10 protein-coding genes are annotated in these 12,181 nt (G+C 50.1%); 6 read left to right on the top strand and 4 right to left on the bottom strand.

Going from position 1 to position 12,181, the window contains the following annotated elements:
• Nucleotides 1-84: 84 nt before the first annotated feature.
• Nucleotides 85-516, bottom strand: a complete 432-nt coding sequence (locus NA986_RS04065) for an OsmC family protein (RefSeq protein ID WP_000152297.1) — start codon at nucleotides 514-516, stop codon at nucleotides 85-87.
• Nucleotides 517-1,027: 511 nt separating this feature from the next.
• Between NA986_RS04065 and bdm the strand changes: the two genes are divergently transcribed.
• The 4 genes from bdm to adhP all read left to right on the top strand — a co-directional run bounded on the left by bdm (nucleotide 1,028) and on the right by adhP (nucleotide 4,651).
• Complete coding sequence (bdm, locus tag NA986_RS04060) at nucleotides 1,028-1,243, top strand: biofilm-dependent modulation protein (protein WP_000495700.1); 216 nt, start codon at nucleotides 1,028-1,030, stop codon at nucleotides 1,241-1,243.
• Nucleotides 1,244-1,337: 94 nt separating this feature from the next.
• Nucleotides 1,338-1,481 carry a stationary-phase-induced ribosome-associated protein gene (sra, locus tag NA986_RS04055; RefSeq protein ID WP_000841559.1) on the top strand — a complete coding sequence of 48 codons (144 nt, stop codon included), beginning with the start codon at nucleotides 1,338-1,340 and terminating at the stop codon, nucleotides 1,479-1,481.
• Between the two features lie 176 nt (nucleotides 1,482-1,657).
• Nucleotides 1,658-3,355: an NAD-dependent malic enzyme gene (locus tag NA986_RS04050; RefSeq protein WP_000450511.1), complete on the top strand. Its 1,698-nt coding sequence runs from the start codon at nucleotides 1,658-1,660 to the stop codon at nucleotides 3,353-3,355.
• A gap of 285 nt (nucleotides 3,356-3,640) precedes the next feature.
• Nucleotides 3,641-4,651 carry an alcohol dehydrogenase AdhP gene (gene adhP / locus NA986_RS04045; protein WP_000642447.1) on the top strand — a complete coding sequence of 337 codons (1,011 nt, stop codon included), beginning with the start codon at nucleotides 3,641-3,643 and terminating at the stop codon, nucleotides 4,649-4,651.
• A gap of 90 nt (nucleotides 4,652-4,741) precedes the next feature.
• Here the strand turns inward: adhP and fdnI are convergent, their stop codons facing one another.
• From fdnI to fdnG, 3 genes are read right to left on the bottom strand one after another with little or no spacing between them, the layout of a single operon-like run.
• Complete coding sequence (gene fdnI / locus NA986_RS04040; protein ID WP_000045658.1) at nucleotides 4,742-5,398, bottom strand: formate dehydrogenase-N subunit gamma; 657 nt, start codon at nucleotides 5,396-5,398, stop codon at nucleotides 4,742-4,744.
• On the bottom strand, nucleotides 5,391-6,275 hold the full coding sequence (gene fdxH / locus NA986_RS04035) for a formate dehydrogenase subunit beta (RefSeq protein ID WP_000061599.1): 885 nt from the start codon (nucleotides 6,273-6,275) through the stop codon (nucleotides 5,391-5,393). The genes fdnI and fdxH overlap by 8 nt, the downstream gene beginning before the upstream one ends.
• Nucleotides 6,276-6,288: 13 nt before the next feature.
• A complete protein-coding gene (gene fdnG / locus NA986_RS04030; RefSeq protein ID WP_077684034.1) occupies nucleotides 6,289-9,336 on the bottom strand; it encodes a formate dehydrogenase-N subunit alpha in 3,048 nt (1,015 codons plus the stop codon).
• A 277-nt stretch (nucleotides 9,337-9,613) separates the two neighbouring features.
• On the opposite strand from fdnG, the gene yddG reads away from it, so the two are divergent.
• Together yddG and ompD are read left to right on the top strand one after the other, a co-directional pair.
• The gene (gene yddG, locus NA986_RS04025) at nucleotides 9,614-10,495 is read left to right on the top strand and encodes an aromatic amino acid efflux DMT transporter YddG (protein ID WP_000203786.1); all 882 of its coding nucleotides are present in this window, start codon (nucleotides 9,614-9,616) and stop codon (nucleotides 10,493-10,495) included.
• Between the two features lie 524 nt (nucleotides 10,496-11,019).
• Nucleotides 11,020-12,102, top strand: a complete 1,083-nt coding sequence (gene ompD / locus NA986_RS04020; protein ID WP_000769043.1) for a porin OmpD — start codon at nucleotides 11,020-11,022, stop codon at nucleotides 12,100-12,102.
• The last annotated feature ends 79 nt before the right edge of the window (nucleotides 12,103-12,181 follow it).

Below are 12,181 nucleotides of genomic sequence, written 5' to 3'. Positions count from 1 at the left end.
CAGATAGACCGGGAGCGAGCCCTCCGCCTGAAGGTATATTCATCAGCCCGATAAACAAGAGTCGTTACCGGGCTGGCGAGGTTATCAGGCGTTAAGCTGGTAGTCGAGGGTGATTTCCGCATTCAGAACCTGCGATACCGGGCACCCGGCTTTTGCTTTCTGGATGATTTGATCGAAAGTTGAAGCATCAATATCTGCTACCGCAACTTTGCTTTGTAGCGCAATTTTGGTAATGGCGAAGCCCGCCTCCACCTTATCAAGCGATACGTCGGCGGTTGTGTCAATGGATGTCGGCGTAAATCCAGCCTCTCCCAGCATGAGTGATAGCGCCATGGAGAAACAGGCCGCATGTGCGGCGCCAATTAGCTCTTCCGGGTTGGTTCCCTGCGCGCCTTCGAACCGGGTATTGAATCCATACGGTTGTTGATTAAGCACGCCGCTTTCTGTTGATACAGTACCTTTACCTCGTTTGATGTCGCCTTCCCAGTGTGCCTGACCTTTCTTATGGATTGTCATTTTTGCTCTCCTGTTGGCTCAAAAAATAAAGTATAGACCATGCTGCTAATCTGCGTTGTCCATGCCGATGGAGGTAGCATGTTGTCGATTACCCGTATTTCAGATATAGAAAATAGTTGTATGCTTTTTCAGTGATGAATATTAAACCAACAGGCCTCCCTTTCTTTAAAGAATATATCCTTCTTTTTATCCTTACTTTTTCTTTCGGAGGCGTATTCCATTATGTATATTTTTATTCAAATTAAGATTTGTCTTATCTCGTTGTAATAAAGGATAAAAATCGCAATAAGTAGCCTTTTAAATGTATATTAATTGACCGCCACTAGTATGAGGATATGTAATTGGCAAACGTAATATATTTTCTTGTGGGGTAAGCAATTAGAGTTCCGCCTTGCGTTAAAATAACTCCAGGACTAATCTTAACCACAGCCGCAAAAATATTTGCCATGCTGAATACGAATTAATTTTCTGCGAGCCGTACTAAATAAATACATGTTCACGGAGGCATTATATGTTTACTTATCACTCAGCAAATACCTCAGCAGCACAACCGGCCCTGGTCAACGCGATTGAACAAGGATTACGCGCGGAGTTAGGCGTTGTCACTGAAGATGATATTTTAATGGAGCTGACCAAATGGGTTGAGGCTTCCGACAATGACATCCTCAGTGACATCTACCAGCAGACCATCAACTATGTGGTAAGCGGGCAGCACCCGACTCTGTAAAACCTGCTATGCTGTATCGGCAACCTTAGGGGTTACGTTTCTTTCGCGTAAGCGAATTTGTCCTTAAAACTAGCAACAGGATTGAGGAGTTAACATGAAATCGAACCGTCAGGCTCGTCATATACTTGGACTGGATTACAGAATTTCCAACCAGCGTAAGGTTGTTACTGAAGGCGACACCAGCAGCGTGGTGAATAACCCAACCGGCAGAAAGCGCCGCGCCGACAGCCAAAAGTAATCGTACAGTCCTGAAATGACGTTAAACACCATTGCATCTGCAATGGTGTTTTTGTTTATAGGAATGACCTTAACGTCTCACAATGCTTTATACTCAGGGTCGGTTCCCTGGTGGAAGGCAATATATGATGATAAACGACGGTGCCAGGGACAGTTATTCGAAAAAGAGTGAGTAACATGGAAACTACAACCAAGAAAGCACGTTCCCTTTATATCCCTTACGCTGGCCCTGTATTGCTGGAATTCCCCCTGTTAAACAAAGGCAGCGCTTTTAGCGTAGAAGAGCGCCGCAACTTCAATTTGTCAGGGCTGCTGCCGGAGGTCGTCGAGTCGATTGAAGAACAGGCCGAACGCGCCTGGCTCCAGTATCAGGGGTTTAAAACAGAAATCGATAAGCATATTTACCTGCGTAACATCCAGGATACCAACGAAACGCTCTTTTATCGACTGGTGCAAAACCATCTTGAAGAGATGATGCCGGTTATCTATACCCCGACCGTGGGCGCGGCCTGTGAGCGCTTCTCTGAGATTTATCGCCGGGCGCGCGGCGTATTTATCTCTTATCCGAACCGTCACAATATGGACGACATTTTGCAGAATGTGCCTAACCACAACATTAAAGTTATTGTGGTGACGGATGGCGAACGGATTCTGGGGCTTGGCGATCAGGGCATCGGCGGGATGGGGATCCCTATCGGTAAGCTGTCATTATACACCGCCTGCGGCGGCATTAGTCCGGCCTATACCCTTCCCGTTGTGCTGGATGTCGGCACCAACAATCAACAGTTACTCAACGATCCGCTTTACATGGGCTGGCGTCATCCGCGCATTACCGACGATGAGTATTATGCGTTTGTCGATGAGTTTATTCAGGCCGTTAAGCAGCGCTGGCCAGATATCCTGCTACAGTTCGAAGATTTCGCGCAGAAAAACGCAATGCCGCTGTTGACGCGCTATCGTGATGAGATTTGCTCCTTTAACGATGATATTCAGGGCACCGCAGCCGTGACCGTCGGTACGTTGATCGCCGCCAGCCGCGCTGCCGGCAGTCAGCTTAGCGAGCAGAAAATCGTTTTCCTCGGCGCGGGTTCCGCCGGATGTGGGATTGCTGAACAAATCATCGCGCAGACTCAGCGTGAAGGTTTAAGCGAAGATGCCGCCCGACAGAACGTTTTTATGGTCGATCGCTTCGGCCTGTTGACGGACCGGATGCCTAATTTATTGCCGTTCCAGGCAAAACTGGTGCAGAAATGCGACAATCTCCAGCACTGGGATACCGAAAATGACGTGCTGTCGCTGCTGGATGTGGTGCGTAACGTGAAGCCGGATATTCTGATCGGGGTTTCCGGCCAGACCGGGCTCTTTACTGAAGAGATCATCCGCGAGATGCATAAGCATTGCCCTCGCCCGATCGTCATGCCGCTCTCTAATCCCACCTCTCGCGTGGAGGCCACGCCACAGGACATTATCGCCTGGACGGAAGGCAACGCGCTGGTGGCAACCGGCAGCCCATTCTCGCCGGTCATCTGGAAAGATAAGGTTTATCCGATCGCACAATGTAATAACGCCTATATTTTCCCCGGCATCGGACTTGGGGTTATCGCTTCCGGCGCATCGCGCATTACTGATGAAATGCTGATGTCAGCCAGTGAGACGCTGGCGAAACATTCTCCGCTGGTGAATAACGGCGAAGGATTAGTGTTGCCAGCGCTTAAAGACATCCAGGTCGTGTCGCGCGCTATCGCTTTTGCCGTAGGTAAAATGGCGCAGCAACAAGGCGTAGCGGTGAAAACCTCTGCGGAAGCGCTGCAACAGGCGATTGACGATAACTTCTGGAAACCGGAATACCGCGACTACCGTCGGACTTCCATTTAATACGTACCCGGCGGTGAATGCCGCCGGATATCACTTTCTTCTTTAGTTTTGGTGAGTCTGTCGACACACCTGAATTCCTTTCCCTGCTTATTTGTCAAGCTACTAATATTAGCCACCTTTATGTATTGAACGGGGATTTATCAGGATAATCCTGGCTAAACTATTACATTGTATTTCTGCCGCCTTGCATAACTCATCAGAAATATTAATCCTAAAGAGGTAATAGCGCCTTACCTGCTATTACTTACCTGCTATGCAGTTCACTATTAATAAAAGGAGAAGGTTATGAAAGCTGCTGTTGTCACACAAGATCATCAGGTTGATGTTACTGAGAAAACGCTGCGTCCCCTTCGCCACGGTGAAGCTTTGCTAAAAATGGAGTGCTGCGGCGTATGCCATACCGATCTACACGTGAAAAACGGCGATTTCGGTGACAAAACCGGCGTTATTCTGGGACACGAAGGCATTGGCGTCGTGGCGGAAGTCGGTCCTGGTGTCACCTCGCTGAAACCCGGCGATCGCGCGAGTGTCGCGTGGTTTTATGAAGGATGCGGACACTGTGAGTATTGCAATACGGGCAATGAAACCTTATGCCGCAACGTGAAAAATGCCGGTTACACGGTAGATGGCGGCATGGCCGAAGAGTGTATTGTCGTCGCGGATTATGCGGTGAAAGTACCGGAAGGTCTGGACTCTGCAGCGGCAAGTAGTATTACCTGCGCGGGCGTTACCACCTATAAAGCGGTGAAGATTTCTCATATTAAACCTGGCCAGTGGATTGCCATCTACGGTCTGGGCGGTCTGGGTAATCTGGCCTTGCAGTACGCGAAAAACGTCTTCAATGCGAAAGTGATCGCCATTGATGTCAATGATGGACAACTGAAACTGGCCGAGGAAATGGGCGCAGATCTGACCATTAATTCACGCACGGAAGATGCGGCTAAAATTGTGCAGGAAAAAACCGGTGGCGCGCACGCAGCGGTGGTTACCGCGGTCGCTAAGGCGGCGTTTAATTCCGCAGTAGATGCCGTTCGCGCCGGAGGTCGCGTGGTGGCAGTCGGGCTGCCGCCAGAAGCCATGAACCTTGATATCCCTCGCCTGGTACTGGATGGCATTCAGGTTGTCGGTTCGTTGGTGGGGACACGTCAGGATCTGACCGAAGCCTTCCAGTTCGCGGCGGAAGGAAAAGTCGTACCAAAAGTCGCTCTACGTCCGCTTGAAGATATCAACGTTATTTTTAAAGAGATGGAACAGGGACAAATTCGTGGCCGTATGGTCATCGATTTCCGTCGTTAAACGATTTGCTGTGGTCGTCTGAGTATACAGACAGCAGATGAAAACAAGGCGCTACCAGGATAGCGCCTTGTTTATCAGATCGCGAAAGAATTACTGAATACCTTTTTCGCTCTCTTTTTTTGCTTCCGCCTTCTCGATTTCACGATACCAGCGTGGATGATGTTTCTTCGCCCAGCGACGGCTGACCTTCCCTTCGATCATGCCTTTAATCGAGCCTTTCACCCAAAATGCCATATACATATGGATGAGGATCGCGTGCATTAAAATAATGCCCGCCGCCGCATGAATTAACAGGCTATAACGCACCACCTGCATGGGGAAATACTGCGCGAAATACGGACGCCAGATAATCACGCCAGTCACCAGCAGCACAAAAATCATGCTCATAATGGACCAGAACATCATCTTCTGTCCGGCATTGTATTTGCCGACATCCGCCACCTTATGCTCATTGCCTTTCAATACTTCGACAATATTTTTCAGCCACGGAATGTCTTTTTTATCCGGGATGTTGTGGTGGACGAAACGCACGAACATAAACATCAGCGCGATGAAAATGGCAATACCGAAGAACGGGTGCAAAATACGTCCCATCTGCGGCGTGCCGAAGGTTTGCGTCAGCCATTGTAGCGTCGGGAAGAAAAACGAAATCCCCGACAGCGCTACCAGGAAGAAACAGATCACCACCGTCCAGTGACAGGCGCGGTCGACAAATTTCGTGCGCACAATCATTTTCGACTTACTCATGATGATCCTCCTCATCGTCGTCCGTTTCTTTATTCGGGCCAATACCGATGTAGTGGTAAATCAGACCGGCGAAAGTGGCGATAAAGCCCGCTGCGGCCAGCGGTTTTAGCGCCCCTTTCCACAGATTGATTGAGGTATCGATCTGCGGATCTTTCGGCAAGCCGTGGTACAACTCCGGCTGATTGGCATGGTGCAGCACATACATGACGTGCGTACCGCCGACGCCCTGCGGGTTGTAGATACCGGCATGTTCAAAGCCGCGCGCTTTTAACTTCTCCACGCGTTGCTCACCCAGTTCCAGCATCTCTTTTTTGGTGCCGAAGTGAATAGCCCCGGTCGGACAAGTTTTGACGCAGGCCGGTTCCTGGCCCACGCTGACGCGATCGACGCAGAGCGTACATTTATAAACGCGGTTGTCCTCTTTGTTGAGGCGCGGAATATTAAACGGACACCCGGCGATACAGTAACCACAGCCGATACAGTGTTCAGATTGAAAATCAACAATCCCGTTCGCGTACTGGATGATAGCCCCGGCAGATGGACAGGCTTTAAGACAGCCTGGATCTTCACAGTGCATACAACCATCTTTACGAATCAGCCACTCCAGCTTGCCGTTCTGCTCGGTTTCGGTAAAGCGCATCACCGTCCAGGACTTGGCGCTGAGATCGGCAGGGTTATCGTACACCCCGACACAATGACCAACGTTATCGCGAATATCGTTCCATTCAGAACAGGCTACCTGGCAGGCTTTACAGCCGACACAGGAGGAGACGTCGATCAGTTTTGCGACTTCGGCTTTGTAATCACGCGCCTGCGGAGGCGGCGTGATGGCGTTTGTTGCGGACCGTTTAATAATGTCCTGCGTTTCCATAGACATATGTTCGCCTCCCTTACGCCTTCTCGATGTTAACTAAAAACGCTTTGTATTCCGGCGTTTGCGAGTTGGCATCACCGACATTTGGCGTCAGAGTATTGGCGATATAGCCTTTGCGCGCGACACCCTCAAAGCCCCAGTGAATCGGGATCCCCACCGTTTCAACCTGCTGACCGTTGACATGCAGGGTGCGAAGACGACGAGTTACCACCGCGACCGCGCGAATAAACCCGCGTTTACTGCTCACCTTCACATAGTCGCCGTTAGCAATACCTTTCGCTGCCGCCAGCGTCTCACTGATCTCCACAAACTGTTCCGGCTGAGCGATAGCGTTAAGTAGCGCATGTTTGGTCCAGGTATGGAAATGCTCTGTGAGACGGTAAGTCGTGCCCACGTACGGAAACTGCTCCTTCTTACCCATGCGCAGCGCATCTTCTTCATACAGACGCGCCGCCGGGTTCGAGACCACATTCGGGTGCAGCGGGTTAGTGCCCAGCGGCGTTTCCATCGGCTCGTAGTGTTCAGGGAACGGCCCTTCCGCCATTTTATCAATAGCAAACAGACGTCCCAGCCCTTCCGGCTGCATGATAAACGGATTGGTCCCGCTCCCCGGCGCCGCGTTGTTAAAGTCCGGAATATCGTTCCCTGTCCACTTCGCGCCGTTCCACTGGATCAGCATCCGTTTTGGATCCCACGGTTTACCCTGCGGATCCGCCGAAGCGCGGTTATACAATACGCGACGGTTTAGCGGCCACGCCCACGCCCAACCCAGTGTATTGCCAAGCCCTGACGGGTCGGCGTTATCACGTCTGGACATCTGGTTGCCCTGCTCCGTCCAGCTACCGGTATAAATCCAGCAGGAGGAGGATGTCGTACCGTCATCGCGCAGTAATGCAAAACTGCTCAACAACTGGCCTTTCCTGGCAAGCAGTGTACCGTTGGCGTCATAGAGATCTTCCAGCGCATAGCCGTTGTTCTCTTTCGCCACTTCTTCCGAATGCGGTTCATCCGGCTGCTTGTAGTTCCAGCTCATCTTCAATAGTGGTTCGGCGCCTTTACCGCCTTCTGCGCGATACATTTCACGCAGACGATGGTAAATACCGGCCAGAATCTCGCCGTCGTTACGCGCTTCGCCCGGCGCGTCCTGACCTTTCCAGTGCCACTGTAACCAGCGACCGGAGTTAGCGATAGAGCCATCCTCTTCCGCAAAACAGGTAGACGGCAGACGGAAGACTTCGGTCTGAATCGTTGTCGGATCAACATCATTAGATTCGCCGTGGTTCTGCCAGAACGTTGACGTTTCAGTCACCAGCGGATCGATAACGACCAGATACTTCAGTTTGCTTAAGCTTTGCACCACTTTGTTTTTGTCCGGGAAGGACGCCACCGGGTTAAAGCCCTGACAGAAATAGCCGGTGACTTTCCCGCTATCCATCATGTTGAAATATTTGATCACGTCATAGGACTGATCCCACTTAGGCAGCCAGGCAAAGCCCCAGTCATTCTCTTTCTGCGCCGCATCGCCATAGAAAGATTTCATCAGGCTGACGAAGAACTTAGGATAATTACCCCAGTAGTTGACCTGATCGGCCAGCGTCGCTTTGGGGGTATTCGCGGCCAGATAAGTTTGCAGATCGGCCTGTTTTTCCGATGGCAGCGTCAGGTAGCCCGGCAGGCTGGTGGAGAGCAGTCCTAAATCCGTTAAGCCCTGAATATTAGAGTGGCCGCGCAAGGCGTTCACACCGCCGCCAGCCATCCCCATATTGCCGAGCAGCAACTGGATCATCGCCATAGTACGGATGTTCTGCGCCCCGACGGTATGTTGCGTCCAGCCCAGCGCATACAGGAAGGTGGTAGTGCGATCCGGAACGCTGGTAGAGGCCAACACCTCACACACCTTCAGGAAGTCTGCTTTCGGCGTACCGCAAATGTTTTCCACGACGTCCGGCGTATAGCGCGAAACGTGCTGCTTCAGCAGATTCCACACACAGCGTGGGTGCGTCAACGTTTCATCACGTTTGGCATAGCCGTTTTCATCGAACTGGTAGTTCCAGGAGGATTTATCGTACTGACGCTTTTGGGCGTCATAGCCGCTGAAAAGACCGTCATCAAAGGCAAAATCATCCCGCACCAGCAGGCTGGCGTTGGTGTAATGCTTAACGTATTCAGCGTTGATTTTGTTATTTTCGATCAGGTACAGCAAAACGCCGGACAGAAAGGTAATGTCTGTACCGGAACGTATTGGCGCATAGATATCCGCCACCGACGCCGTACGCGTAAAGCGTGGATCAACGACAATCAGCGTCGCATCGTTATTGTTTTTCGCTTCCATCGCCCAGCGGAAACCCACCGGATGCGCTTCTGCGGCATTGCCGCCCATCACCATCACGACGTTGGCGTTTTTAATATCCACCCAGTGGTTGGTCATCGCACCGCGACCAAATGTTGGAGCAAGACTTGCTACCGTTGGTCCGTGTCAGACGCGCGCCTGGTTATCTACCGCCAGCATACCGAGAGAACGCGCAAACTTCTGCGTCAGCATACCCGTTTCATTGCTGGCCGCCGAGGCGCACAGCATTCCGGTAGAGAGCCAGCGGTTAACCGTGACGCCCTGCTCATTCTTTTCAATAAAGTTGGCGTCGCGGTCGGCTTTCATTAATTTAGCAATACGAGTGAAAGCGTCATCCCAGCTAATGCGCTGCCACTTGTCGGAACCCGGCGCGCGGTATTCCGGATAGCGTAGGCGATCTTCACTGTGAACATAGTCCAGCAAACCGGCCCCTTTCGGGCACAGCGCGCCACGGCTTACCGGATGATCCGGGTCGCCTTCAATATGGTAAATCGCTTCTTTCGCGTTTTTTGCCCCATCTCCCAGGCTATACATTAATAGCCCGCAACCTACGGAACAGTATGTGCAGGAGTTACGGATCTCTTTTGCGCGCAACAGCTTATAGTTTCGCGCCTGAGCCAGGGCCATTTTAGGGGTAAAACCCAGTGCGGCCACCGTTGTTCCCGCCATACCGCCCGCGCAGATTTTAAAAAATTGTCTGCGGCTGACGTCCATTGCTTTCCTCTTTTTTCCACGGATGCACGCCTCCTTCGAACTGCAGCAAAACCTCAGTCCAGGATGCGTGTATAACTTCGCGAGGAAACTAACAGCAAAATCGATAACTTTTTTGCGTCAAATCAATATTGAAACGGTTCCGCTACTAAATAGCCCTATTTTTAAACTGCAATAACTCCAGGGAGGTACTAAAAAATGACACTGCATGGCATCGCCCTCGGAAAAAGTGCTATAAGTGGCAGTTTATTTTGCGCGGTATTCAGGACAGTCACAAAGCATGACATCACAAAAAGCAACGCTAATAGGGCTTGTTGCCATCGTTCTGTGGAGCACGATGGTTGGGTTAATTCGCGGCGTCAGCGAAGGTCTCGGACCGGTAGGCGGCGCAGCCATGATCTATTCATTAAGCGGCCTGCTGCTGATTTTTACCGTCGGATTACCTGATATCCGTCGTTTCCCGGGGCGATACCTCATCGCAGGCAGCGTACTGTTTGTCAGTTATGAAATATGCCTGGCGCTTTCTCTCGGTTATGCCGCCACTCGCCATCAGGCTATCGAAGTCGGCATGGTTAACTATTTATGGCCCAGCCTGACCATTCTGTTTGCCATTCTTTTTAACGGGCAAAAAACTAACTGGCTTATTGTTCCTGGATTGCTTATTGCACTTACTGGCGTTTGCTGGGTTCTGGGGGGCGAGAATGGTCTTAATGCCGGAGAAATTATCAACAATGTCGCCACCAGTCCGCTAAGTTATTTACTGGCATTTCTTGGGGCGTTTATATGGGCGACATACTGCACCGTCACAAATAAATATGCGCGTGGTTTTAACGGTATCACCGTCTTTGTGTTACTCACCGCCGTGGCGCTGTGGTTCCACTATTTTCTTACACCGCAACCTGCCATGATATTTAGCCTACCGGTGATTGCTAAACTTTTTACCGCGGCATTAACGTTGGGGTTTGCCTACGCCGCATGGAATGTAGGCATACTTCATGGCAATGTGACTATCATGGCCGTAGGGTCTTATTTTACACCCGTCATGTCCTCTGCTCTGGCAGCGCTGTTACTCAGCTCGCCACTGTCATTCTCCTTCTGGCAAGGCGCAGTCATGGTTTGCGTAGGCTCGCTACTTTGTTGGCTGGCAACGCGGCGGCGCTAATAGCGACGGGCGGGCCGATGTTGATATTAAATCGACCCGCTGCACCTTGACACTCTTCATAACACAACTACGCTTTTATCTATCGCCTGTGTGTATTTGACGATTTTCCATTTTCACGTGCTCCTCCTGCGCCATACCAGGATTGCGCTGGTAAAAATGAATTTTATAAAACCGTTAAATATGTTAATGCAATGATGCAATTATATTAATAAATATATAATTAACGTTAGCTCGCAACTGTTATTAGTGCATATAATAATCAGTAGTTACTACCAAAAATAAAACCATAAACAGCCCAATAGTCCCCTCTGAAAATATATCTTATTAGACAGTCCCTATTTGAATTAATACTCTCAAATGTATTAAGGAGATCTCGATCACACAAATTAAAATAATTTGTAATCTTATGAAACTTATTATTGAACTTATGCCACTCCGTCATTTAAAAATAGTCTGCCATTGACAAACGCCTCGTTTAACAATGGTTGAGGAAACACGCTAAGAAAATTATAAGGATTATTAAAATGAAACTTAAGTTAGTGGCAGTGGCAGTGACTTCCCTGTTGGCAGCAGGCGTTGTAAATGCAGCCGAGGTATATAACAAAGACGGCAATAAACTGGATCTGTACGGTAAAGTTCACGCTCAGCATTATTTCTCTGATGATAACGGAAGTGATGGTGACAAAACTTACGCGCGTCTGGGCTTTAAAGGCGAAACGCAGATCAATGACCAACTGGTTGGTTTTGGCCAGTGGGAATATGAATTCAAAGGCAACCGTACTGAATCTGAAGGTTCCGACAAAGACAAAACCCGTCTGGCATTCGCTGGTCTGAAATTCGCTGAATACGGTTCTTTCGACTACGGTCGTAACTACGGCGTTGCTTACGACATCGGCGCATGGACCGACGTTCTGCCAGAGTTCGGTGGCGATACCTGGACCCAGACTGACGTATTCATGACCCAGCGTGCTACCGGCGTTGCCACCTACCGTAACACCGATTTCTTCGGTCTGGTTGAAGGTCTGAACTTTGCCGCGCAGTATCAGGGCAAAAACGATCGTGACAATGAAGTAGAAGCAAACGGCGACGGTTTCGGTCTGTCCGCAACGTATGAGTACGAAGGTTTTGGCGTGGGTGCGGCCTATGCGAAGTCTGACCGTACTGACCGTCAGGTGCGCAACGGCACCAATGGCCTGTATGCTTCTGGCCAGAATGCGGAAGTGTGGGCTGCTGGTCTGAAATATGATGCGAACAATATCTATCTGGCGACCACCTACTCCGAAACGCTGAATATGACCACATTCGGTAAAATCGACGGTATTGCTAACAAAACTCAGAACTTTGAAGCTGTTGCTCAGTACCAGTTCGACTTCGGTCTGCGTCCGTCCATTGCTTACCTGAAATCCAAAGGTAAAGATCTGGGTGCTTACGGCGACCAGGATCTGGTTGAGTACATCGATGTCGGTGCTACCTACTACTTCAACAAAAACATGTCCACCTTCGTTGATTACAAAATCAACCTGCTGGATGACACCAACTTCACTAAAAATGTTGCGCAGATCAGCACTGACAACATCGTTGCTGTTGGTCTGAACTACCAGTTCTAATTTTGTTGTAGTCTGAATACAAAGCCAGTCCTTTCAGGGCTGGCTTTTTCTCTTGATGTAGACTCGGTCATAAGGAGTA

Origin of the sequence: Salmonella sp. NW177 (assembly GCF_051811585.1) — a bacterium.
Lineage (GTDB): Bacteria > Pseudomonadota > Gammaproteobacteria > Enterobacterales > Enterobacteriaceae > Salmonella > Salmonella enterica.
Note: the sequence above shows the minus strand (reverse complement) of the source record. Positions and strands in the feature narration are given on the sequence as shown.

Coding starts and splice junctions, on each gene's coding strand:
- NA986_RS04065 (WP_000152297.1), bottom strand. CDS start 516: ATGACAATCCATAAGAAAGGTCAGGCACACTGGGAAGGCGACATCAAA.
- bdm (WP_000495700.1), top strand. CDS start 1,028: ATGTTTACTTATCACTCAGCAAATACCTCAGCAGCACAACCGGCCCTG.
- sra (WP_000841559.1), top strand. CDS start 1,338: ATGAAATCGAACCGTCAGGCTCGTCATATACTTGGACTGGATTACAGA.
- NA986_RS04050 (WP_000450511.1), top strand. CDS start 1,658: ATGGAAACTACAACCAAGAAAGCACGTTCCCTTTATATCCCTTACGCT.
- adhP (WP_000642447.1), top strand. CDS start 3,641: ATGAAAGCTGCTGTTGTCACACAAGATCATCAGGTTGATGTTACTGAG.
- fdnI (WP_000045658.1), bottom strand. CDS start 5,398: ATGAGTAAGTCGAAAATGATTGTGCGCACGAAATTTGTCGACCGCGCC.
- fdxH (WP_000061599.1), bottom strand. CDS start 6,275: ATGTCTATGGAAACGCAGGACATTATTAAACGGTCCGCAACAAACGCC.
- yddG (WP_000203786.1), top strand. CDS start 9,614: ATGACATCACAAAAAGCAACGCTAATAGGGCTTGTTGCCATCGTTCTG.
- ompD (WP_000769043.1), top strand. CDS start 11,020: ATGAAACTTAAGTTAGTGGCAGTGGCAGTGACTTCCCTGTTGGCAGCA.